The sequence below is a fragment of the Micromonospora sp. DT178 genome (assembly GCF_049841695.1).
Taxonomy (GTDB): domain Bacteria; phylum Actinomycetota; class Actinomycetes; order Mycobacteriales; family Micromonosporaceae; genus Micromonospora.
Genome location: NZ_JBNCKV010000019.1, coordinates 60,320 through 83,083, shown reverse-complemented (window position 1 = coordinate 83,083; position 22,764 = coordinate 60,320). Strand labels below are relative to the sequence as shown.

General features: G+C 73.6%; 22 protein-coding genes. 19 read left to right on the top strand and 3 right to left on the bottom strand.

Features of this window, described 5'->3' with window-relative positions; genetic code table 11:
• Positions 1-72: 72 nt before the first annotated feature.
• Together ACLQ22_RS27345 and ACLQ22_RS27340 are read left to right on the top strand one after the other, a co-directional pair.
• Entirely contained in the window at positions 73-687 is a 615-nt protein-coding gene (locus ACLQ22_RS27345; protein WP_425694865.1) for a glycosyltransferase, read from the top strand.
• Positions 684-1,604 (top strand): glycosyltransferase family 2 protein, encoded by a 921-nt coding sequence (locus tag ACLQ22_RS27340; RefSeq protein ID WP_425694828.1) that lies wholly within the window; start codon positions 684-686, stop codon positions 1,602-1,604. Before ACLQ22_RS27345 ends, ACLQ22_RS27340 begins: the two co-directional genes overlap by 4 nt.
• Before the next feature lie 8 nt (positions 1,605-1,612).
• Here the strand turns inward: ACLQ22_RS27340 and ACLQ22_RS27335 are convergent, their stop codons facing one another.
• Positions 1,613-2,269: a TetR/AcrR family transcriptional regulator gene (locus ACLQ22_RS27335; RefSeq protein ID WP_425694827.1), complete on the bottom strand. Its 657-nt coding sequence runs from the start codon at positions 2,267-2,269 to the stop codon at positions 1,613-1,615.
• Positions 2,270-2,401: 132 nt separating this feature from the next.
• On the opposite strand from ACLQ22_RS27335, the gene ACLQ22_RS27330 reads away from it, so the two are divergent.
• From ACLQ22_RS27330 to ACLQ22_RS27320, 3 genes are all read left to right on the top strand, one after another.
• Complete coding sequence (locus tag ACLQ22_RS27330; RefSeq protein ID WP_425694826.1) at positions 2,402-3,412, top strand: hypothetical protein; 1,011 nt, start codon at positions 2,402-2,404, stop codon at positions 3,410-3,412.
• 226 nt (positions 3,413-3,638) lie between these two features.
• On the top strand, positions 3,639-4,817 hold the full coding sequence (aroC, locus tag ACLQ22_RS27325) for a chorismate synthase (RefSeq protein ID WP_425694825.1): 1,179 nt from the start codon (positions 3,639-3,641) through the stop codon (positions 4,815-4,817).
• A gap of 58 nt (positions 4,818-4,875) precedes the next feature.
• Entirely contained in the window at positions 4,876-5,379 is a 504-nt protein-coding gene (locus tag ACLQ22_RS27320) for a shikimate kinase (RefSeq protein WP_425694824.1), read from the top strand.
• Positions 5,380-5,546: 167 nt separating this feature from the next.
• Here the strand turns inward: ACLQ22_RS27320 and ACLQ22_RS27315 are convergent, their stop codons facing one another.
• On the bottom strand, positions 5,547-6,275 hold the full coding sequence (locus ACLQ22_RS27315; protein ID WP_425694823.1) for an alpha/beta fold hydrolase: 729 nt from the start codon (positions 6,273-6,275) through the stop codon (positions 5,547-5,549).
• A gap of 81 nt (positions 6,276-6,356) precedes the next feature.
• Here ACLQ22_RS27315 and ACLQ22_RS27310 point away from each other — a divergent pair, with 81 nt between their 5' ends.
• The 5 genes from ACLQ22_RS27310 to nusB all read left to right on the top strand — a co-directional run bounded on the left by ACLQ22_RS27310 (position 6,357) and on the right by nusB (position 10,741).
• Complete coding sequence (locus ACLQ22_RS27310) at positions 6,357-7,322, top strand: helix-turn-helix transcriptional regulator (RefSeq protein ID WP_425694822.1); 966 nt, start codon at positions 6,357-6,359, stop codon at positions 7,320-7,322.
• 149 nt (positions 7,323-7,471) lie between these two features.
• Positions 7,472-8,548 (top strand): 3-dehydroquinate synthase, encoded by a 1,077-nt coding sequence (gene aroB, locus ACLQ22_RS27305; protein ID WP_425694821.1) that lies wholly within the window; start codon positions 7,472-7,474, stop codon positions 8,546-8,548.
• Positions 8,545-8,976: a type II 3-dehydroquinate dehydratase gene (gene aroQ, locus ACLQ22_RS27300; protein WP_425694820.1), complete on the top strand. Its 432-nt coding sequence runs from the start codon at positions 8,545-8,547 to the stop codon at positions 8,974-8,976. Before aroB ends, aroQ begins: the two co-directional genes overlap by 4 nt.
• A gap of 773 nt (positions 8,977-9,749) precedes the next feature.
• Positions 9,750-10,307: an elongation factor P gene (efp, locus tag ACLQ22_RS27295; protein WP_121395249.1), complete on the top strand. Its 558-nt coding sequence runs from the start codon at positions 9,750-9,752 to the stop codon at positions 10,305-10,307.
• Positions 10,308-10,330: 23 nt separating this feature from the next.
• Positions 10,331-10,741 (top strand): transcription antitermination factor NusB, encoded by a 411-nt coding sequence (nusB, locus tag ACLQ22_RS27290; RefSeq protein ID WP_172896683.1) that lies wholly within the window; start codon positions 10,331-10,333, stop codon positions 10,739-10,741.
• A gap of 130 nt (positions 10,742-10,871) precedes the next feature.
• On the opposite strand, the gene ACLQ22_RS27285 is transcribed toward nusB, so the two are convergent.
• Complete coding sequence (locus tag ACLQ22_RS27285; protein WP_013285505.1) at positions 10,872-11,360, bottom strand: transcriptional regulator BldD; 489 nt, start codon at positions 11,358-11,360, stop codon at positions 10,872-10,874.
• A 284-nt stretch (positions 11,361-11,644) separates the two neighbouring features.
• Here ACLQ22_RS27285 and pyrR point away from each other — a divergent pair, with 284 nt between their 5' ends.
• The 9 genes from pyrR to mihF all read left to right on the top strand — a co-directional run bounded on the left by pyrR (position 11,645) and on the right by mihF (position 22,764).
• Complete coding sequence (gene pyrR, locus ACLQ22_RS27280; protein ID WP_425694819.1) at positions 11,645-12,229, top strand: bifunctional pyr operon transcriptional regulator/uracil phosphoribosyltransferase PyrR; 585 nt, start codon at positions 11,645-11,647, stop codon at positions 12,227-12,229.
• Positions 12,226-13,152 carry an aspartate carbamoyltransferase catalytic subunit gene (locus ACLQ22_RS27275; RefSeq protein ID WP_121395245.1) on the top strand — a complete coding sequence of 309 codons (927 nt, stop codon included), beginning with the start codon at positions 12,226-12,228 and terminating at the stop codon, positions 13,150-13,152. The genes pyrR and ACLQ22_RS27275 overlap by 4 nt, the downstream gene beginning before the upstream one ends.
• Positions 13,149-14,426 (top strand): dihydroorotase, encoded by a 1,278-nt coding sequence (locus ACLQ22_RS27270; protein ID WP_425694818.1) that lies wholly within the window; start codon positions 13,149-13,151, stop codon positions 14,424-14,426. The genes ACLQ22_RS27275 and ACLQ22_RS27270 overlap by 4 nt, the downstream gene beginning before the upstream one ends.
• A gap of 58 nt (positions 14,427-14,484) precedes the next feature.
• Positions 14,485-15,648, top strand: a complete 1,164-nt coding sequence (carA, locus tag ACLQ22_RS27265; RefSeq protein WP_425694817.1) for a glutamine-hydrolyzing carbamoyl-phosphate synthase small subunit — start codon at positions 14,485-14,487, stop codon at positions 15,646-15,648.
• Positions 15,641-19,012, top strand: coding sequence for a carbamoyl-phosphate synthase large subunit (gene carB, locus ACLQ22_RS27260; protein ID WP_425694816.1), 3,372 nt, complete (start codon positions 15,641-15,643; stop codon positions 19,010-19,012). The genes carA and carB overlap by 8 nt, the downstream gene beginning before the upstream one ends.
• 19 nt (positions 19,013-19,031) lie before the next feature.
• Positions 19,032-20,051 carry a quinone-dependent dihydroorotate dehydrogenase gene (locus tag ACLQ22_RS27255; protein WP_425694815.1) on the top strand — a complete coding sequence of 340 codons (1,020 nt, stop codon included), beginning with the start codon at positions 19,032-19,034 and terminating at the stop codon, positions 20,049-20,051.
• Positions 20,048-21,322, top strand: coding sequence for an adenosylmethionine--8-amino-7-oxononanoate transaminase (locus ACLQ22_RS27250; RefSeq protein ID WP_425694814.1), 1,275 nt, complete (start codon positions 20,048-20,050; stop codon positions 21,320-21,322). Before ACLQ22_RS27255 ends, ACLQ22_RS27250 begins: the two co-directional genes overlap by 4 nt.
• Positions 21,323-21,431: 109 nt before the next feature.
• Positions 21,432-22,271 (top strand): orotidine-5'-phosphate decarboxylase, encoded by an 840-nt coding sequence (gene pyrF, locus ACLQ22_RS27245; RefSeq protein WP_425694813.1) that lies wholly within the window; start codon positions 21,432-21,434, stop codon positions 22,269-22,271.
• A 175-nt stretch (positions 22,272-22,446) separates the two neighbouring features.
• Positions 22,447-22,764, top strand: coding sequence for an integration host factor, actinobacterial type (gene mihF, locus ACLQ22_RS27240; RefSeq protein ID WP_007458370.1), 318 nt, complete (start codon positions 22,447-22,449; stop codon positions 22,762-22,764).

The window sequence follows — 22,764 nt, the reverse complement described above, 5'->3', positions numbered from 1 at the left end:
GCCGAGAGCACCGGAACCGCCCCCGCGCACCGCGTCGCCCCCGGCCGCCCCCGGCCGGCGGGCGCCAACCGGGTGCCCCGGCCGCGCGACCCCGGCGACCTCGTCCGGGCCCGGCTGCTGGTCGCCGTCGGCACCGACAAGCATCCGTTCGACCGCCTGGTCGGCTGGCTGGAGGAGTGGCACCCCGCCGTCGCCGAGGACGTCGGGCTGACCGTCCAGCACGGACACACCCGGGCCCCCGGGGTGCCCGGGGCGATGCCCTTCCTCGGCCACGACGAGCTGCAGACCGCGATGGCCGAGGCCGACCTCGTGGTCTGCCACGGCGGCCCGGCCACCATCCTGGAGGCCCGCCGGCACGGTCACCTGCCGATCGTCGTCCCACGGGACCCGACCCGGGGCGAACACGTCGACGACCACCAGCAGTTGTTCGCCCGCCGCCTGGGCGCGGCCGGCATGGTGGCGCTCGCCGAGACCCGGGAGGCGCTGTTCGAGGCGCTGACCGCCGGCCTCGCCGACCCGTCGCGGTTCGCCGTCGCGGCCGACCCGGACGCGTCCCGGGCGCGCCGCGCGGCGGTCGAGCAGGTGGGACGGATCGTGGAGGACCTGGTGGCCGCGTCGACCGGACGACGGCAGCGGACGAGGTGGCGGCCGTGGGCACGGCCCGGCCGGAACGGAGAGCGGCGATGACCGAACACCCGAGCGTGAGCGCGGTGGTCCCCACCCGGGACCGCCCGGAGCTGCTCCGGGCCGCCGTGCGCGCCATTCTCGACCAGGACCACCCCGGCCCGATCGAGGTGGTGGTGGTCTACGACCAGTCCGAGCCGGACGCCTCGCTGGCCGAGCTGTCCCGCCCGGACCGGCTGGTCCGGGTGATCCGCAACGGGCGCGCCCCCGGCCTGGCCGGCGCCCGCAACTCCGGCGTCCTGGCCGCCACCGGCGAGCTCGTCGCGTTCTGCGACGACGACGACGAGTGGCTGCCCGGCAAGCTGCGCGCCCAGGTCGAGGCGCTCGCCGCCCACCCCGACGCGGAGTTCGTCAGCTGCGGCATCCGGGTCAGCTACGACGGGCACACCGTCGACCGGGCGCTGCCGAAGGACTCGGTCACCCTGGCCGACCTGCTGCGGGACCGGATGACGGAGCTGCACCCGTCGACCTTCCTGATCCGCGCCGCCGCGCTGCGCGACGGGTTCGGGCTGGTCGACGAGGAGATCCCGGGCAGCTACGCGGAGGACTACGAGTTCCTGCTCCGGGCCGCCCGCAGCGCGCCGCTGGTCAACCTGCGCACGCCGTACGTGCTGGTGCGCTGGCACAAGCGGTCCTACTTCGCGCAGCGCTGGGACACCATCTCCGAGGCGTTGCAGTGGCTGCTGGAGCGCTACCCCGAGTTCGGCACCCAGCCTGCCGGCGAGGCGCGGGTCACCGGGCAGATCGCCTTCGCCCGTGCCGCGTCCGGCGACCGGCGGGGCGCGATGCGCTGGGCCCGGCACACCATCCGGCGCAACCCGCGCGAGCCGAGGGCGTACCTGGCCCTCGCCGTGGCCGGGCGGATGCTCCGCGCCGACGCGGTGCTGCGTACCCTGCACAAGCGCGGCCGGGGCATCTGAGCGCGCGTTCAGGGCCGGGTGCGGCGCTCGGCGGCGTCGAACGCGGGCGCGAGCGGGGCCAGCGCCGCGCGGAGCTGGTCGGGCAGTGAGCCGGAGGGCACGACCAGTCCTCCGGCGGCGAAGCCCTCGGCGGCTCCTGCGTTCCCGGCCGGCTGGAGCCAGCCTTCCAGTGCGATGCGAACCGCCGCGGCCACGCTCGCCGCGAGAACGCGGGCTGTGTGCGCTCCGGCGTCACCCAGGCGTTCGGCGATCGCTGCCGTGAGAGGGGGCTCGATGCCGGTGGTGGTGTCGAGGAACGCGTCGCGCAGCGCGGTCCGGGTGGTGATCAGCAGCAGCGCCTGGTATTCGTGCTCGCCGGTGTTCGCGTACTGCTCGACCACTGCTTCGGTGACGGCGTCGGCCAGGCGCGTTCCTGCGGGCCGGGCCGTGACCGCCGCCGCGATGCGCGCCTCCCGGTCCGCGGTGACAGCGGAGACGATCGCCTGCTCGCGGCTGGCGAAGTAGTTGTTGTAGGTGCGCGGCGAGACTCCGGCCGCCTCGGCGATGTCCTCGACCCGCACCTGGTCCGGTCCGTGCTGCACGGCCAGGCGCAGGGCCGCCTCGCGTAGCGCCTCGCGCGTGGCCTGCTTCTTCCGCTCCCGCAGCCCTGGTGGTGGTGTCGTCACGGTGTCAGCGTCCCACGCAGGGCTGCGTACGCGCAAAGTTGCGCGTAAGTAAACTTGCGTGCGCGCACCTTTCCTGCCAGGCTCGACCCGACCGGGACCGACAGGGAGGACGCCACCATGCGCGCAAGAGGAATGACCTACGACACCGGATTCGTCGTGCACGGCCAGACGTCCCGCGAGCACTTCGACCTTGCGGTGGTCCGGCGCGAGCTCGCCATCATCCGCGACGACCTGCACTGCAACGCGGTCCAGATCATCGGCGGCGACCCGGATCGACTGGAACTGGCCGCCGGTGCCGCCGCCGAACTCGGCCTGGAGGTCTGGTTCTCGCCCTATCCGCTGGAGCTGGATCCGCAGCAGATCCTCACGCTCTTCCGCGACTGCGCCGAGCGAGCGGAACGGCTCCGGCAGCAGGGGGCCGCAGTCGTGTTCGTCGCAGGGGTCGAGCTGAGCGTGATGAACCGCGGGTTCCTGCCCGGCGAGAGCCCCGAGGACCGGGTCGAGCGGCTGATGAGACAACCCGAACGGCGGGCCGAAGCCATCCGCGAACTCGGCGTGCGCATCAACGCATTCCTCCGCGACGCCGTGGCCACGGTCCGCGACCGCTTCCAGGGCAGGCTCACCTACGCATCCATCCAGTTCGAGCAGGTCGACTGGACTCCCTTCGACATCGTGACGTTCGAGCTGATCCGCTCGGCCGAGGTCGCCGACCAGTTCCGGGACGCGGTGCGCATCCTGGCCCAGGGACCGAAGCCGCTCGCCATCACCGGATTCGGCACCGCGGCCTACCGCGGCGCGGGAGACCGCGGTGGGCGAGTGCTGGAAGTGGTCGAGCACGACCCGGAGACCAGGGCCCCGGTACGGCTGAACGGCGTATACGAGCGTGACGAGGCCGGCCAGGCCACCTATCTGAGCGAACTCCTGGAGATCTTCGAGACCGAGGGCGTGGACAGCGCCTTCGTGTTCCTGTTCGCCCTGCCTGGCTACCCGCACCGCCCGGACGGCGACCCCAGGGACGACCTGGACCGGGCCGGCCTGGGCATCGTCAAACTCCTCGAAGGGCGCCGTGGGCAGACCTACCCCGACATGGAATGGGAGCCCAAGGCCGCCTTCGCGGCAGTGGCACAGCGCTATCGGAGGTGACAGGCCCGGAGCAGATGGAGCTGAGGCCGGTACGAGTCACCCCGCGCCGCCCCGGGATCGCCTCCCGCGTGCGGCCTGGCCCGGCCCCGGGGCGCGCGGGTCCTACCGGCGGGTGTGCCCGGGCGGCGGGCCACCCGGCGGTCGCGCCGGTGCCCGCCGCGTCCGCAGGGCGGGACGTGGCGGGCACCGCACGGCGGCGGGCACCGGGCGTGACAGACTGACCGCTGTGTTGCGCTGGTTGACTGCAGGGGAATCGCACGGTCCCGCCCTCGTCGCGATGCTGGAGGGCGTGCCCGCCGGCGTCGAGGTGACCACCGGGGAGATCGCCGGTGAGCTGGCCCGGCGGCGGCTCGGCTACGGCCGGGGCGCGCGGATGTCGTTCGAGCAGGACGAGGTCGAGATCATCGGCGGGCTCCGGCACGGGGTGACCCTCGGCAGCCCGGTCGCGATCCGCGTCGGCAACTCCGAGTGGCCCAAGTGGCGCACGGTCATGGCGGCCGATCCCGTCGACGCGGAGGAGCTCGCCAGCCAGGCCCGCAACGCGCCGCTGACCCGCCCCCGCCCGGGCCACGCCGACCTGGCCGGCATGCAGAAGTACGGCCACACCGACGCCCGGCCGATCCTGGAACGGGCCAGCGCGCGGGAGACCGCCGCCCGCGTCGCCGTCGGCACGGTCGCCAAGGCGCTGCTCCGGCAGGCCCTCGGCATCGAGATCGTCTCGCACGTGGTGGAGCTGGGCCCGGTCGCCGCCAAGCCGGGGCTGCGCCCCACGCCCGCCGACGCCGCCCGCATCGACGCCGACCCGCTGCGCTGCCTCGACCCGGAGGCCAGCGCCCGGATGGTCGCCGAGGTCGACGCCGCGAAGAAGGCCGCCGACACCCTGGGTGGCGTGGTCGAGGTGCTGGCGTACGGGGTGCCGCCGGGCCTGGGCAGCCACGTGCAGTGGGACCGCAAGCTCGACGCCCGGCTCGCGACCGCCCTGATGTCGATCCAGGCCATCAAGGGCGTGGAGATCGGCGACGGCTGGCAGCAGGCGCGCTCCCGTGGCTCCGAGGCGCACGACGAGATCATCCCCACCGCCACCGGCGTACGCCGGGTCACCGACCGGGCCGGCGGGCTGGAGGGCGGCATCACCACCGGCGAGCCGCTGCGCGTGAAGGCCGCGATGAAGCCGATCTCGTCGCTGAACCGGGCCCTGGCGACGGTGGACGTCACCACCGGCGAGCCGGCCACCGCGATCAACCAGCGCTCGGACGTCTGCGCCGTGCCCGCCGCCGCCGTCGTCGCCGAGGCGATGGTGGCGCTGGTGCTGGCGGAGGCCGCCACCGAGAAGTTCGGCGGCGACTCGGTCGCCGAGATCCGCCGCAACCTGGCCGGCTACCTCGACGCCCTGGTGATCCGGTGAGCGCGGGGCGCGCGGCGGATCGACGGGCGAAGCGCGCAACCGGCCGGCGGTGCCGCTGATGGCGCCGGTCTGCGTGCTGGTCGGGGCGCCCGGCTCCGGCAAGACCACGGTCGGGCTGGCATTGGCGGAGCTGCTCGGCGTGGAGTTCCGCGACACCGACCTGGACATCGTCCGGCTGGCCGGCAAGCCGATCCCCGAGATCTTCATCGACGAGGGCGAGGACCACTTCCGTACCCTCGAACGGGCGGCGGTGGCGGCGGGGCTGGCCTCGTGCGAGGGCGTGCTCGCCCTCGGCGGCGGCGCGGTCCTCGCCGAGGAGAACCGCGCGGCCCTGGTCGGGCACCCCGTGGTCTACCTCTCCGTCGAGCTGTCCGACGCGGTGAAGCGGGTCGGGCTCGGCATGGGCCGCCCACTGCTGGCGATCAACCCCCGGGCGACGCTGAAATACCTGCTGGACCAGCGCCGCCCCCTCTACGCCGAGGTGGCCACCGCGACGGTCGTCACCGACGGGCGGTCCCCGGCGGAGATCGCCGCCGAGATCGCCGCACTCCTCAAGAGCTGAGCCGCCGCGCTCCCCAGGGGCTGAGCCGCCGCGTTCCTGAAGCGCTGAGCCGCCGCGCTCCCCAGGGGCTGAGCCGCCGCGCTTCCGCTGCGGCGCTGGACCGGGACACGTGCCCGGTCCGGCCGCCCGCATCCCGCATGCCGCCTGTGGCGGAGCGCCGGTGGCCGTCAGTCGCGGGCGATGCGGTCGAGCACGTCGGCCAGGCCCTCCGGCTCGCTGAGCATCGGCCAGTGCCCGGTGGGCAGCGCGTGCAGTTGGCCGCCGGCCAGCCCGGCGAAGAACGGGTGGCCCTGCGCGATCATGCCCTCGACCACCTCGAGCGGGAAGGTGCTGGCGACCAGGGCGGTCGGCACCGCGTGCCCGCCGGTGCGGCGCACCGGATCGGTGGCGGCGCGCAGCGGGTGGGCGGTGGCGCGCCGGCGCAGCAGCGCGAGCGCGGCGGAATCCAGCCCGGCCAGGTTCTCCGGGTCCTCCGCCGGATCGAACGCGGGCGGTGGCAGCAGGTGCCCGTCGCCGATCTCGGCGCGCAGCCGCTCCTGCTCCTCCGGCGGGTTGCTGTCGAACTGCGACATGCCGTCCGGCATCGGCCCGCTCTCCACGTAGACCACCCGGGCGATCCGCTCTCCGACGCGGTCCGCCGCCTGGGTCACCGGCAGCCCGCCGCCGGAGTGCCCGACCAGCACCACGTCGTGCAGTTCCTCCACCTCGATCAACCGGACGATGTCGGTGGTGTGCGTCTCCAGGCCCACCTCCGGGCCGGCGAGGTGGGCGCGCTCGGCCACCCCGGTCAGCGTCACCGGGTGGACCTCGTGGCCCCGGTCGCGCAGCGCGGCGGTCACCTCGCGCCACGCCCAACCGCCCAGCCAGAAACCCGGTACCAGCACGAACGTCGCCATCCGCGACCTCCCTCTCTCGTCGTCCGGGACCACCGTACGATCGAATCCGGACGCTTTCCGCCCGCTTTACAGGAGTGGCCCGTGGCACATCCCGCCGCCAGGGTGCTCGGCATGCTCGAACTGCTCCAGAGCCATCACCGGCTCACCGGGGCGGAACTGGCCCGCCGGCTGGGGGTGGACGGGCGCACGGTGCGCCGCTACGCCGCGACCCTGGCGGAGCTGGGCGTCCCGGTGACCGCCGAGCGGGGCCGCCACGGCGGCTACCGGCTGCGCCCCGGCTACAAGCTGCCGCCGCTGATGCTCACCGACGACGAGGCCGTCGCCGTGCTGCTCGGTCTGGTCGCCGCCGAGCGGCTCGGGCTGGGCACCGAGGAGCCCGCGACCGCGACCGCGCTGGCGAAGATCCGCCGGGTGCTGCCGCCCACGCTCAGTGACCGCCTCGCCGCAGTGCAGGAGCACCTCGACTTCACCCTGCGCCGCGCGGTCCCGGGGGCCCGGCCGGCGACCGCGACGCTGCTCACCCTCGCCGACGCGGCCCGGCACCGGCGCCGGGTACGGCTGGACCACCGTTCCTTCTCCGGCGCGGCGACCCGCCGCGAACTCGACCCGTACGGCCTGGTCTTCCACGCCGGCCGGTGGTACGTCACCGGTCACGACCACCTGCGCGGGGAGGTACGCACGTTCCGGCTGGACCGGATCGGGGAGGTGGAGTCGGGGGAGGAGACCTTCACCGTCCCCGACGGCTTCGACCCGGTGGCCCGGGTGACCCGCGCGCTGGCCCGTGTGCCGTACGCCCACGACGTCGAGGTGCTGCTGGAGACCGACCTGGCCGCCGCCCGACGCCGCCTCCCGCCGAGCGTGGCCGAGCTGAGCGCGACCGCCGACGGCGTGCTGCTGCGCGCCCGCGCGGAGAGCCTGGGCGGGATGGCCCAGCTGCTCGCCGGGCTGGGCTACCCGTTCACCGTGCTGCGTCCCGACGCCCTGCGCGACGAGGTCGCCGAGCACGCCCGCCGGATGGCCGCCTGGGCCGTACGGGTGCCCGGGTGAACCCTCCGCCGACGTGACCGGCCCGTGCCGCCTCAGGGAGCCACGAGGATGAAGCGGGCGACCGCAAGGACGGCGGGCCGGCGCGAGCGGATGGCCACGAAGTGGACAGTTCCCGCCCGGGACCGGGCGGCTGGACTAGGCTGCCGGCGATGGACGAGGTGACCCGGATCCCGGTCGGCGGCGAGCGCCCGTACGACGTGCTGGTGGGACGCGACCTGCTCGACGCGCTACCCGGGCTGCTGCCGGACGCGACCCGGGTGGCGGTGCTGCACGCGCACCCGCTCAGGGAGTTGGCCGACGCGATCGGCGGGCGGCTGCGCGCCGCCGGCGTCGCGCCGCTGCTGATCGAGGTGCCGGACGCCGAGGCGGGCAAGCGCATCGACGTCGCGGCGACCTGCTGGGACCGGCTGGGCGAGGCGGGTTTCACCCGTACCGACGCGGTCGTGGGCGTCGGCGGCGGCGCGGTGACCGACCTGGCCGGCTTCGTCGCGGCCTGCTGGCTGCGCGGGGTGCGCTGGGTGCCGGTGGCGACCTCGCTGCTGGGCATGGTCGACGCGGCGGTGGGCGGCAAGACCGGGATCAACACCGGCGCCGGCAAGAACCTGGTCGGGGCGTTCCATCCACCGGTCGGCGTCCTCGCTGACCTGGCGACGCTGGACAGCCTCCCGCAGGCCGACCTCGCCGCCGGCCTGGCCGAGGTGGTCAAGTGCGGCTTCATCGCCGACCCGGTGATCCTCGACCTGGTGGAGCGGGACCGGGCGGCGGTCACCGACCCGACCGGCCCGGTGACCCGCGAGCTGATCGAGCGGGCGATCCGGGTGAAGTCCGACGTGGTCTCGGGCGACCTGCGCGAGTCGGGCGTGCGGGAGGTGCTCAACTACGGCCACACCCTGGCCCACGCGATCGAGAAGGCGGAGGGCTACCGCTGGCGGCACGGCCACGCGGTGTCCGTCGGCGTCGTCTACGCCGGTGAGTTGGCGCGGCTGGCCGGGCGGCTGGACGCCCCCACCGCGGAACGGCACCGGACGGCCATGGCGGCGCTCGGGCTGCCGACCAGCTATCCCGCCCAGGCCTGGCCCGGACTGCTCGCCGCGATGCGGGTGGACAAGAAGACCCGGGGCAGCCAGCTGCGTTTCGTCGTGCTGGACGGGCTGGCCCGGCCGGCGATCCTCGAGGGCCCCGACGACGAGCTGCTGGAGGCGGCCTACCGCGAGGTGGCCGCGTGAAGGTCCACGTGCTGAACGGCCCGAACCTCGGCCGGCTCGGCACCCGACAGCCGGACGTCTACGGGGCGACCACCTACGCGGATCTGGTGACGCTCTGCGAGTCGACCGGGCGGGAGCTCGGCCTCGACGTGACGGTGCGGCAGACCGACGCCGAGCACGAGCTGCTGGGCTGGCTGCACGCCGCCGCCGACGAGGGCGCCGCCGTGGTCCTCAACCCCGCCGCGTGGTCGCACTACTCGTACGCGGTCCGGGACGCCAGCGCCATGCTGCGCGGGCCGCTGGTCGAGGTGCACATCTCCAACATCCACGCCCGCGAGGAGTTCCGGCACCACTCCGTGGTGTCGGCGGTGGCGACCGGGGTGATTTGCGGCCTCGGCGTCGACGGCTACCGCTTGGCCCTGCACCATCTGGCCGCCCTGCATCGCTGAGGCCGTCACCCCGCCACCGACCCGTGACCGTCCCGCCGCCCGCCGCCCGCCGCCCGCGCCTGTCGCACGCGAGTCGGCGAGATGCGCGCCGACGCCGCGCTTCGGATGCTGTGACGGTGAGTAACATCTCCCCTCGTTACTGTGGGTCACCGTCCGCGCGGTGCTCGCTCGCTGCCCTCCGGGCGCTTTGCTCTGCATCCGGATTCGCACCAGCCTGTTGAGCTGGGGTTTCTTGTCGGCGGCGAATCCTCGTCGAGGACGGGAAGGTGACCATGCGTAACTGGTGCGTCCGCAGGTGCAGAGCAAACGGGAGCGCAGGAAGTTCCCGGCGGGGAAGCCTCGGCTCACGGAGGGTGATATGTCGGCACGCCTTGTTGCCGGCAATCCCGCGACGTTGCCGGATCGGCGGCGGGGCGAGGTGGCCGGGGCCAGCGGGGCGAGGTGGCCGGGCCGGTGGGGCGACGTGGGCTGGGGCCGGTGGGGCGGCGTGGTGGGACCGGTGGGTGACGTGGCGGGACCGGCGGGAGCACCCGGAGCGGCGGCGGAGAGCGGTGGGAGGCGGCGGTAAGTGTCGCGGGCGGCAGGAGGATGCCGGAAAGGTCGCGGGCGGGCTGGCAGGCAGGCAGGGGAGGGTGCCGGAAAGCGCCGCAGGCGGGCGGCGGGAGTGCGGCGGAAAGGGTGGCAGGAGGGTGGCGGGAAGCGGCGGGCAGCGGCGTTCGGCGCAACTAGTAGACTTGCCAGGTCTGTCCGCCAATTGATGATCAAGGCAGGAAATGGCCACCACCAACGACCTGAAGAACGGCCTGGTACTCAACCTCGACGGAGAACTCTGGGCCGTCGTCGAGTTCCAGCACGTCAAGCCCGGTAAGGGTGGTGCGTTCGTGCGTACCACCCTGAAGAACGTGCTGTCCGGCAAGGTGGTCGACAAGACCTTCAACGCGGGCACCAAGGTCGAGACCGCGACCGTGGACAAGCGCACCATGCAGTACCTGTACGCGGACGGCGAGGACTACGTCTTCATGGATCTGGAGACGTTCGACCAGATCAACGTGCCGGGTGCCACCGTCGGCGAGGCGGCGAACTACCTGCTGCCCGAGGCCGAGGCGACCGTGGCCACCCACGAGGGTGTCCCGCTCTACATCGAGCTTCCGACCAGCGTCGTGCTGGAGGTCACCTACACCGAGCCGGGCCTGCAGGGCGACCGGTCGACCGGCGGCAACAAGCCGGCCACCGTCGAGACCGACGCGACGGTCCAGGTGCCGCTCTTCATCACCACCGGCGAGAAGATCAAGGTCGACACCCGCGACGGCCGTTACCTCGGCCGCGCCTGATGGCCGAGGGTCCCAAGCAGCAGATGCCTGCGCGTCGCAAGGCGCGCAAGCGGGCACTGGACGTGCTCTTCGAGGCCGACCTACGGGACCGTCCGCCGGTCGAGGTGCTCGCCGGCTACATCGAGCGGATCGAGAAGCCCCGGCCCGAGCACCTGGGATACGCGGTGAGCCTCGTCGAGGGGGTCGCCGCCCACCTCGACCGGATCGACGAGGTGATCGCCAGCTACGCCGAGGGGTGGACGCTGGACCGGATGCCGGCGGTCGACCGCAACCTCGCCCGGATCGCGGTCTACGAGCTGCTCTACGTCGACGAGATCGACGACGCGGTGGCCATCAGCGAGGCCGTCGAGCTGGCCCGGCAGATGTCGACCGACGACTCGCCGCGGTTCCTCAACGGCATCCTCGGCCGCATCGCCGAGTACGCCACCCGCTGACGCGGCGCACGTCACAGCCGACGTGCGTCACACCCGGCGGGTGACGGCGGGCGGGGGACGCGACACGAACGACCGTACGACGACGAGAAGGGCCCGTGCCGTCCGGCACGGGCCCTTCCTCGCGGTCGGGTCAGCTGGCGAAGAACGCCCGCGGGTCGGCGACCAGCACACCGTGCTCGGTGAGCCGCTCGATCAGGCCGGACGGCGAGGCGTCGTACACGATCGCGAGCGCGCGCAGGTCGTCGGCGCGGATGGAGAGCACGCGGCCGTTGTAGTCACCGCGCTGCTGCTGGATGGCACGCGCGTACCGGGCGACGTAGGCCAGGTCCTCGGAGGCCTCGTCGTACAGCCGCTCCAGGTCGAGGACGATCTTGCTGGTGGGCTCGTGGCGAACCCCGCTGCCGTCGGGCAGCAGCTCCGAGACGGGAACGCGGTAGAAGTCGGCCAGCTCGGCCAGGCGCGACACCGTGACGGCGCGGTCACCGCGCTCGTAGGAGCCGACCACCACCGCCTTCCACCGCCCGTTCGACTTCTCCTCCACGCCCTGCAGGGACAGGCCCTGCTGCTGGCGGATGGAGCGCAGGCGGGCGCCCAGAGACTTGGCGTATTCAGAGGGCATTAAACACTCCCAGTGCTGCTCGGGGTTCTCCCAGCGATCGCTACGGAGCGTGACGGTACGGGGATTGGCACAACTGGTCAAGTGGTCGTGACCTTACCGTTGGGATCACCGGGGGAGTTGTCCCCATTTCGCCGGGCTGACCAGGGGGTCAGTGGCCGGCGGCGGCCAGTGCGGTGACCACTGGTAACGTGGCGGGAAGCCCCGGTCCGGGCCGCTCGCGTCCCGGTACCGGCATCCGACGTCCTTTAACGACCCGTCCCGTGAGGCGGGGAAGGAGGTCCGCCGTGGCCTACCCACCTGCTGCCCAGTCGCCGCCGCCGCGACAACCCTCGGTGAAGGTGATCCTCGCCAGCGCCGACGTCCAGCGCGTGGTCGACCGCATCGCCCACCAGATCCTGGAGAAGACCCAGGGCGCCGAGAACACGGTGCTGCTGGGCATCCCCACCCGGGGCACCCCCCTCGCGAGGCGGCTCGCCGCCCGGATCAGCACCTTCGAGGACGTGACCGTCCCGGTGGGCGTGCTCGACATCACCCTCTACCGCGACGACCTGCGCCGGCACGCCACCCGCGCGGTCGGGCCGACCCAGGTGCCGCCCGGCGGCATCGACGGCAAGCGGGTCGTGCTCGTCGACGACGTGCTCTTCTCCGGCCGCACGGTGCGGGCCGCGCTCGACGCGCTCAACGACGTCGGCCGGCCGGCGTCCGTCCAGCTCGCCGTCCTGGTCGACCGCGGCCACCGCGAGCTGCCGATTCGCGCCGACTACGTCGGCAAGAACATCCCGACGTCCCTCGCGGAGAGCGTGAAGGTCACCCTCGCGGAGACCGACGGCACCGACGAGGTCAGGTTGTACGGGGGTGCCCCCTCATGATCCGGCACCTGCTCTCGGGCGCCGACCTGGACGCCGCCACCGCCACCGAGATCCTGGACACGGCCGCCGAGATGGCCACCGTCGCCGGCCGGGAGGTCAAGAAGCTGCCCGCGCTGCGCGGGCGCACCGTGGTGAACCTCTTCTACGAGGACTCCACCCGGACCCGGATCTCCTTCGAGGCAGCGGCGAAGCGGCTCAGCGCCGATGTGATCAACTTTTCGGCCAAGGGCTCCAGCGTCACCAAGGGTGAGAGCCTGAAGGACACCGCGCTGACCCTCCAGGCGATGGGGGCCGACGCCGTGGTCGTCCGGCACCCCGCCTCCGGCGCCCCGCACCGGCTCGCCGACTGGGTCGACGGCTCGGTGGTCAACGCCGGCGACGGCACCCACGAGCACCCGACCCAGGCGCTGCTCGACGCGTACACGATGCGCTCCCGGCTGGGGCGGCTGGCCGGCCTGTCGGTCGCGGTGGTCGGGGACGTCCTGCACAGCCGGGTGGCCCGCTCCAACGTCCTGCTGTTGTCCACGCTCGGCGCCAAGGTGACCCTGGTCGGGCCGCCGACGCTGATCCCCGTCCACATCGCGCAGGCCCTCGCGCCCGGCACCGACGTCTCCTACGACCTCGACGCGGTGCTGCCGCAGTCGGACGTGGTGATGATGCTGCGGGTGCAGCGCGAGCGGATGAACGCCTCCTACTTCCCGTCCGCCCGCGAGTACGCCCGCCGCTACGGCCTGGACGGCCCGCGGATGCGCCGGCTGCCCGAGCACGCGATCGTCATGCACCCCGGACCGATGAACCGGGGGATGGAGATCACGCCGGAGGTCGCCGACTCGCCCCGCTCCACCATCGTCGAACAGGTCGCCAACGGGGTCTCCGTGCGGATGGCCGTCCTCTACCTGCTGCTCGGGGGGAACAACCGGTGAGCTCGTACCTGATCTCCAACGTCAGCGTCGTCGGCGCCGCGCCGACCGACGTGCTGATCCGCGACGGCGTCGTCGCGGCCGTCGGCGCCGGACTGGACGCGCCGGAGGCGACCGTCGTCGACGGCACCGGGCTGGTCGCCCTGCCCGGCCTGGTCGACCTGCACACCCACCTGCGCGAGCCCGGCCGGGAGGACGCCGAGACCGTCGAGTCCGGGTCCCGGGCGGCGGCGCTCGGCGGCTACACCGCGGTCTGCGCGATGGCCAACACCTCGCCGGTGGCCGACACCGCCGGCGTGGTCGAGCAGGTCTGGCGGCTGGGCCGGGAGGCCGGGCTGGTGGACGTGCAGCCGATCGGGGCGGTCACCGTCGGCCTGGCCGGCGAGCACCTCGCCGAGCTGGGCGCGATGGCCGACTCGGCGGCCCGGGTGCGGATCTTCTCCGACGACGGGCACTGCGTCGCCGACCCGAGGCTGATGCGCCGGGCGCTGGAGTACGTGAAGGCGTTCGACGGGATCATCGCCCAGCACGCCGAGGAGCCCCGGCTCACCGAGGGCGCGCAGATGCACGAGGGCGAGGTCTCGACCCGGCTCGGCCTGACCGGCTGGCCGGCGGTCGCCGAGGAGGCGATCATCGCCCGGGACGTGCTGCTCGCCGAGCACGTCGGCAGCCGCCTGCACGTGTGCCACGTCTCCACCGCCGGCAGCGTGGAGGTGCTGCGCCAGGCCAAGGCCAGGGGCGTCCGGGTCACCGCCGAGGTCACCCCGCACCACCTGCTGCTCACCGACTCCCGGGCCGAGACCTACGACCCGGTCTACAAGGTCAACCCGCCGCTGCGCACCGCGGCCGACATCGCCGCGCTGCGGGCGGCCCTGGTGGAGGGCGTGATCGACATCGTCGCCACCGACCACGCGCCGCACGCGGTGGAGGACAAGGAGTGCGAGTGGGCGTACGCCCGGCCGGGCATGCTCGGCCTGGAGACGGCGCTGTCGATCGCCCTCGACGTGCTCGGCCCGCAGTGGGACCTGATCGCCGAGCGGATGTCGCGCACCCCGGCCCGGATCGCCGGGCTGGAGGGGCACGGCCTCGACCCGGCACCCGGCGTGCCGGCGAACCTGACCCTGGTCGACCCCGCCGCCCGCCGCACCATCGAGCCGGCGGAGCTGGCCAGCCGTAGCCGCAACACCCCGTACGCCCGCATGACGCTGCCGGGTCGCATCGTGGCGACCTTCCTGCGCGGCGAGCCGACGGTCCTGGACGGAAAGGCCCTCAAGTGATCCGAGCGAGGAGTGCAGCGGAGCGGAGCCCCGCAGTCCGGATCGAAGGAGACGCAGCATGACCCGCAGACAATCGGCGATCCTCGTCCTGGAGGACGGGCGGACGTTCCACGGCGAGGCGTACGGCAGCGTCGGGGAGACCTTCGGCGAGGCCGTCTTCAACACCGGCATGACCGGCTACCAGGAGACGCTGACCGACCCGTCCTACCACCGTCAGGTGGTGGTGCAGACCGCCCCGCACATCGGCAACACCGGCGTCAACGGCGAGGACGACGAGTCGGGCCGGATCTGGGTCGCGGGCTACGTGGTCCGCGACCCGGCCCGCATCGGCTCCAACTGGCGGGCCACCGGCGGGCTGGAGGAACGGCTGGCCGCCGAGGGCGTCGTCGGCATCAGCGGCGTCGACACCCGGGCGCTGACCCGGCACCTGCGCGAGCGCGGCGCGATGCGGGTCGGCATCTCCAGCGTCGAGACCGACCCCCGGGCGCTGCTGGCCCGGGTGCGGCAGGCCCCGGAGATGGTCGGCGCGGACCTGTCCGCCGAGGTCACCACGGCCAAGCCGTACGTGGTGGCGGCCTCCGGCGAGCACCGGTTCACGGTCGCCGCGCTGGACCTGGGCATCAAGCGCAACGTCCCGCGCCGGCTCGCCGCCCGCGGGGTCACCACGCACGTGCTCCCGGCCGGCTCCACGATCGACGACCTGCTCGCCACCGGCGCGGACGCGGTCTTCTTCTCGCCCGGCCCGGGCGACCCGGCCACCGCCGACGGGCCGGTGGCCCTGGCGCGGGAGGTGCTGCGCCGCAGGGTGCCGCTGTTCGGCATCTGCTTCGGCAGCCAGATCCTCGGCCGGGCCCTGGGCTTCGGCACCTACAAGCTCGGCTACGGCCACCGGGGGATCAACCAGCCGGTGCTCGACCGGGTCACCGGCAAGGTCGAGGTGACCAGCCACAACCACGGCTTCGCGGTCGAGGTCCCCGGCGCGGGTCACGGCGCGGTCGTACCCGATGCGGTGATCGAGACCGAGTTCGGTGGCGTCCAGGTCAGTCACGTCTGCCTCAATGACAACGTGGTCGAGGGGCTGCGGGCGAAGGACGTGCCCGCCTTCACCGTCCAGTACCACCCGGAGGCGGCGGCCGGTCCGCACGACGCGGACTACCTCTTCGACCGCTTCGCCGAGCTCATCGAGGGCCGGACCCAGAGCGAGGGGCGCACACATGCCTAAGCGGACCGATCTCAAGCACATCCTGGTGATCGGCTCCGGGCCGATCGTGATCGGGCAGGCCTGCGAGTTCGACTACTCCGGCACCCAGGCCTGCCGGGTGCTGCGCAGCGAGGGGATCCGGGTCAGCCTGGTCAACTCGAACCCGGCGACGATCATGACGGACCCCGAGTTCGCCGACGCCACGTACGTCGAGCCGATCACCCCGGAGTTCGTCGAGCTGGTGATCGCCAAGGAGCGTCCCGACGCGATCCTGCCCACCCTCGGCGGGCAGACCGCGCTGAACACGGCCGTCGCCCTGCACGGGGCGGGCGTGCTGGAGAAGTACGGCGTGGAGCTGATCGGCGCCAACATCGAGGCGATCAACCGCGGCGAGGACCGGCAGCTGTTCAAGGACATCGTCGCCAAGGCCGGCGTACGCCTGGGGCTCGACGACCCGGCGGGCCTGGTGCCCCGCTCCCGGGTCTGCCACTCGATGGCGGAGGTCGAGGCCACGGTCGCCGAGCTGGGCCTGCCGGTGGTGATCCGGCCGTCGTTCACCATGGGCGGCCTCGGCTCCGGCATGGCGCACACCCCGGAGGACCTGGCCCGCATCGCCGGTGACGGGCTGGCCGCCAGCCCGGTGCACGAGGTGCTCATCGAGGAGAGCGTGCTCGGCTGGAAGGAGTACGAGCTCGAACTGATGCGCGACCGGCACGACAACGTCGTGGTGGTCTGCTCGATCGAGAACGTCGACCCGATGGGCGTGCACACCGGCGACAGCGTCACCGTCGCCCCGGCCATGACGCTCACCGACCGTGAGTACCAGCGGCTGCGCGACCTCGGCATCGCGGTGCTGCGCGAGGTCGGGGTGGACACCGGCGGCTGCAACATCCAGTTCGCCGTCAACCCGGCCGACGGCCGGATCGTGGTGATCGAGATGAACCCCCGGGTGTCCCGGTCGTCGGCGCTGGCCTCCAAGGCCACCGGCTTCCCGATCGCGAAGATCGCCGCGAAGCTGGCCATCGGCTACACCCTCGACGAGATCCCCAACGACATCACCCTGAAGACCCCGGCGGCGTTCGAGCCGACCCTGGACTACGTGGTGGTGAAGATCCCCCGGTTCGCGTTCGAGAAGTTCCCGGGCGCCGACCCGGAGCTGACCACCACCATGAAGTCCGTCGGCGAGGCGATGAGCCTGGGCCGCAACTTCAGCGAGGCGCTGAACAAGGCGATGCGGTCGCTGGAGACGAAGGCGGGCGGCTTCTGGACGCTGCCCGACCCGGCCGGCGCGACGAAGGAGAACACCCTCGACGCGCTGCGGATGCCGCACGACGGCCGGCTCTACACCGTCGAGCGGGCGCTGCGCCTGGGCGCGTCGATCGCCGAGGTCACCGCCGCGTCCGGCGGGATCGATCCCTGGTTCCTGGACCAGATCGCCGCCCTCGTCGAGCTGCGCGCCGAGATCGTGGACGCCCCGGTGCTCGACGGCGAGCTGCTGCGCCGGGCCAAGCGGGCCGGCCTGTCGGACCGGCAGCTGGCCGCGCTGCGCCCGGAGCTGGCCGCCGAGGACGGCGTACGGACGCTGCGGCACCGCCTCGACGTCCGCCCGGTCTACAAGACGGTGGACACCTGCGCCGCCGAGTTCGAGGCGACCACGCCCTACCACTACTCGACGTACGACCAGGAGACGGAGGTCGTGCCGTCGGCCCGGCCGAAGGTGATGATCCTGGGTTCCGGGCCGAACCGGATCGGTCAGGGCATCGAGTTCGACTACTCGTGCGTGCACGCGGTACAGGCGTTGCGAAGCGCGCCGCTCGGCGGGGCGGCGGGCTCCGGCTACGAGACCGTGATGGTCAACTGCAACCCGGAGACCGTCTCCACCGACTACGACACCGCCGACCGGCTCTACTTCGAGCCGCTCACCTTCGAGGACGTGCTGGAGGTCTGGCACGCCGAGGACTCGTCCGGCCGGGCGGCCGGCGGGCCGGGTGTGGTCGGGGTGATCGTCCAGCTCGGGGGGCAGACCCCGCTGGGCCTGGCGCAGCGGCTGAAGGACGCGGGCGTGCCGGTCGTCGGCACCTCCCCGGAGTCGATCCACCTGGCCGAGGAGCGGGGCGCGTTCGGGGCGGTGCTGGCCCGGGCCGGGCTGCGCGCGCCGGCGCACGGCATGGCCACCTCGTACGACGAGGCGAAGGCGATCGCCGACGAGATCGGCTACCCGGTGCTGGTCCGGCCGTCGTACGTGCTGGGCGGGCGGGGCATGGAGATCGTCTACGACGACGCCACGCTGCGTGACTACATCGGGCGGGCCACCGAGATCTCGCCGGACCACCCGGTGCTGGTGGACCGCTTCCTCGACGACGCCATCGAGATCGACGTGGACGCGCTCTGCGACGCCGACGGCGAGGTCTACCTCGGCGGGGTGATGGAGCACATCGAGGAGGCCGGCATCCACTCCGGCGACTCGTCCTGCGCGCTGCCGCCGATCACCCTGGCGGGCTCGCACGTGGCCCAGGTGCGCCGCTACACCGAGGCGATCGCCCGGGGCGTGGGCGTGCGGGGCCTGCTCAACGTGCAGTACGCGCTGAAGGACGACATGCTCTACGTGCTGGAGGCGAACCCCCGCGCGTCCCGGACGGTGCCCTTCGTCTCCAAGGCGACGGCGGTGCCGCTGGCGAAGGCGGCGGCCCGGATCGCGCTGGGCGCCACCATCGCCGAGCTGCGCGCCGAGGGGCTGCTCCCGGCGACCGGGGACGGCGGCTCGCTGCCGGCCGGCGCCCCGATCGCGGTCAAGGAGGCGGTGCTGCCGTTCAAGCGGTTCCGCACCCCCACCGGCAAGGGCGTGGACTCGCTGCTCGGCCCGGAGATGAAGTCCACGGGCGAGGTGATGGGCATCGACACCGCCTTCGGGCACGCCTTCGCCAAGTCGCAGTCGGCCGCGTACGGCTCGCTGCCGACCGCCGGGAAGATCTTCGTCTCGGTCGCCAACCGGGACAAGCGCGGCATGATCTTCCCGATCAAGCGCCTGGCCGACCTCGGGTTCGAGATCGTCGCCACCACCGGCACGGCGGAGGTGCTGCGCCGGCACGGCATCGCCTGCGAGCAGATCCGCAAGCACTACGAGTCCGGCGGGGGCGAGGACGCGGTGTCGCTGATCCTCGGCGGCGACGTGGCGCTGGTGATCAACACTCCGCAGGGCTCGGGCGCGAGCGCCCGCTCGGACGGCTACGAGATCCGCAGCGCCGCCGTCACGGCGGACATCCCGTGCATCACCACGGTGCCGGGCGCGGCGGCGGCGGTGATGGGCATCGAGGCGCGGATCCGGGGCGACATGCAGGTCCGTCCGCTCCAGGAGCTGCACGCCGCCCTGCGGGCCGCCGAGTGACCGCCCCGGCGAGCGCGCGGTGATGTTCGAGCGGATCGTGCGGCCCGGGCTGTTCCGGATCGGCGGCGGGGACGCCGAGGCCGCGCACGAGTGGACGCTGCGCCGGCTGGCGGAGCTGTCCGGGCGGCCGGCGGCGCTGGCCGTGCTGCGGGCCCGCTACGCCGTCCGCGCGCCGCGCACGGTGTTCGGCGTCGAGTTCCCCAACCCGGTCGGGCTCGCCGCCGGGATGGACAAGGACGGCGTGGCGCTGCCGGCCTGGCCGGCGCTGGGCTTCGGCTTCGTCGAGGTCGGCACGGTCACCGCGCACCCGCAGCCGGGCAACCCCCGGCCGCGGCTGTTCCGGCTGCGCGACAGCGAGGCCGTGGTGAACCGGATGGGCTTCAACAACGCCGGCGCCGAGGCCCTCGCGGCCCGGCTCGCGGCGCTGCCCCGCCCGATCGGGGTGCCGCTGGGCATCTCGCTGGGCAAGTCCAAGGTGACCCCGCTGGACGAGGCGGTGGAGGACTACCTCGCCTCGTACCGCGCGCTGCGCGGGCACGGTGACTACTTCGCGGTCAACGTCTCCTCGCCGAACACCCCGGGGCTGCGCTCCCTGCAGGACCGGGCGCACCTGGACGCCATCCTGGCGGCGCTGGTGGGGGAGAAGCCGGTGCTGGTGAAGATCGCCCCGGACCTCATCGAGCCGGCGATCGCCGAACTGCTGGAGGTCTGCCTGGCCCGGGGCGCCGCCGGGGTGATCGCCACGAACACCACGCTGGCCCGCGACGGCCTCGCCCCGGCCGACCGGGCGCGCGGCGCGGAGACCGGCGGCCTGTCGGGTCGCCCGCTCGCCGACCGCGCCCGCGAGGTGGTCGCCTTCGTGCACCGGGAGGCCGGCGGCCGGCTGCCGGTGATCGGCGTCGGGGGCGTCGTGGACCCGGACGCGGCGGCCCGGATGTTCGACGCCGGCGCCGTCCTGGTGCAGCTCTACACCGGCTTCATCTACCGCGGCCCGGCCCTGGTCCGCGCCGCCGTCCGCGCCACGGGGACGGGCGGGTGACCCCCGAGGAGATCCTGGCCGCCGACCGGGCGCACGTGTGGCACCCGTACGCGGCCCTGCCGCCGGCGAGCGCGCCCCACGTGGTGGAGGGCGCGTCGGGCGTACGGCTGCGGCTGGCCGACGGCCGGGAGCTGGTCGACGGGATGTCGTCGTGGTGGGCGGCGATCCACGGCTACCGGCACCCGGTGCTCGACGCGGCGGTGACCGACCAGCTCGGCCGGATGAGCCACGTGATGTTCGGCGGGCTCACCCACGCCCCGGCGGTCCGCCTGGCGGCCACCCTGGTCGAGCTGGCCCCGGACGGGCTGGAGCACGTCTTCCTGGCCGACTCCGGCTCGGTCGGCGTCGAGGTGGCGATCAAGATGTGCCTGCAGTACCAGCGGGCCACCGGCCGGCCGGAGCGCCGCCGGCTGGGCACCTGGCGGGGCGGCTACCACGGCGACACGTTCCACCCGATGAGCGTCTGCGACCCGGAGGGCGGCATGCACCACCTCTGGGGCGACGTGCTGCCCCGGCAGGTATTCGCCCCCGTGCCGCCCGGCGGCTTCGACACCCCGCCCGATCCGGCCTACGAGGCGGCCCTGGTCGAGGCGGTCGAGCGGCACGCCCACGAGCTGGCCGCGGTCGTCGTGGAGCCGGTGGTCCAGGGCGCCGGCGGCATGCGCTTCCACCACCCGCACTACCTGCGGGTGCTGCGCGAGGTGACCCGGGCGCACGGGGTGCTGCTGATCTTCGACGAGATCGCCACCGGCTTCGGCCGCACGGGCGCGATGTTCGCCGCCGAGCACGCCGGGGTGGCGCCCGACGTGATGTGCGTGGGCAAGGCGCTCACCGGCGGGTACCTGACGCTGGCCGCCACGCTCTGCACCGCGGAGGTCGCCCGGGGCATCTCCGCCGGCGGGGTGCTGGCGCACGGCCCGACGTTCATGGGCAACCCGCTGGCCTGTGCGGTCGCCAACGCCTCTCTCGGCCTGCTGCGGGCCGGGGACTGGGCGGGGCAGGTGGCACGGGTGCAGGCGGGCCTGCGGGCCGGCCTGGAGCCGTTGCGCGGCGCGCCGGGGGTGGCCGACGTGCGGGTGCTCGGCGCGATCGGCGTGGTCCAGCTGGACCACGAGGTGGACCTGCCGGCCGCCACCGCCGCGGCGGTCGCCGAGGGGGTCTGGCTGCGGCCGTTCCGCGACCTGGTCTACACCATGCCGCCGTACGTCACCGACGACGCCGACGTGGCCCGGATCGCCGCCGGGGTCGCCGCCGCGGTGCGGGCCGGCTGAGCCGCCGGTCACGGTCCGGCGGGAGTACGCGGGCGGCGCGCGCCGCCCGCGACAGGAGCGTGCCCCCGGCGGCGGACGCCCCGGGTGCCGAGGAGAGGGAGAGAACCGGATGGAGAGCTTCGGCGCCCGCCTGCACCGGGCCGTCACCGAGCGGGGTCCGCTCTGCGTCGGCATCGACCCGCACCCGGGGCTGCTGGCCCGCTGGGGGCTCGATGACGATCTCCGAGGGCTTGACCGGTTCGCCCGGACGGTCACGGAAGCCCTCGGTGACCGGGTCGCGGTGATCAAGCCGCAGTCGGCCTTTTTCGAGCGGTTCGGCTCGAAAGGTATCGCGATTCTTGAGTCAACTATCCGACAGTTGCGCGATGCCGGCTCGCTCGTTCTGCTGGACGTCAAGCGCGGCGACATCGGCTCGACCGTCGCCGCGTACGCCTCGGCGTACCTCGATCCATCCAGCCCGGTCCATGTGGACGCGGTGACCGCGAGCCCGTACCTCGGTGTCGGCGCGCTCGCGCCGATGTTCGAACTGGCCGCCGAGCACGGCGGCGGGGTCTTCGTGCTGGCGCTCACCTCCAACCCCGAGGGCGCCGCCGTGCAGCGCGCGCGCACCGCCGACGGACGCACCGTCGCGCAGGCCGTCATCGACGAGATTTCCCAGCTCAATGCGGGTGCGCAGCCGCTCGGCAGCGTCGGGCTGGTGGTCGGCGCGACCATCGGTGACACCGGTCATGACCTCTCCGCCGTGAACGGTCCGCTGCTCGCCCCGGGCCTCGGGGCGCAGGGCGCCACCGCGGCCGATCTGCGCGTCGTCTTCGGCTCCGCGCTGCCCGCGGTGCTGCCCTCGTACTCCCGGGAGGTGCTGGGCGCGGGCCCGGATCCGGACGCGCTGCGGGCCGCCGCCGACCGTGCCCTGAGCGGCTGCCGGGCCGCCCTCGCCGCTGGTGACTGACTGACGGCTCGGTCACCTTTGTAAAGATCATCGCGCGTCCACGTTGCCGAATGCGCCGTCGACCGCTAGTTTTCCCCGCGCTGGGAACCATGGACCCCTTGGTTCACAGCGACACCACGTTTCACAGATGCGGCGGTGCGTCCCGCCCGTCGCGATAGGGACCTGAGGAGAACTGGTGCCGCTCCCGTCACTGACCCCCGAACAGCGCGCTGCCGCGCTGGAGAAGGCCGCGGAGATCCGCAAGGCCCGTGCTGAGCTGAAGGAGCAGCTCAAGCAGGGCAAGACCACCCTCGGAGCCGTCCTCGAGCGTGCCGAGTCCGACGACGTCGTCGGCAAGCTCAAGGTCTCCGCCGTGCTGCAGGCGATGCCGGGTATCGGCAAGATCCGGGCCACCCAGATCATGGAGAAGCTCAAGATCGCCGACAGCCGTCGCCTGCGTGGCCTCGGCGAGCAGCAGCGCAAGGCACTGCTTGGAGAGTTCGCCGCCAACTGA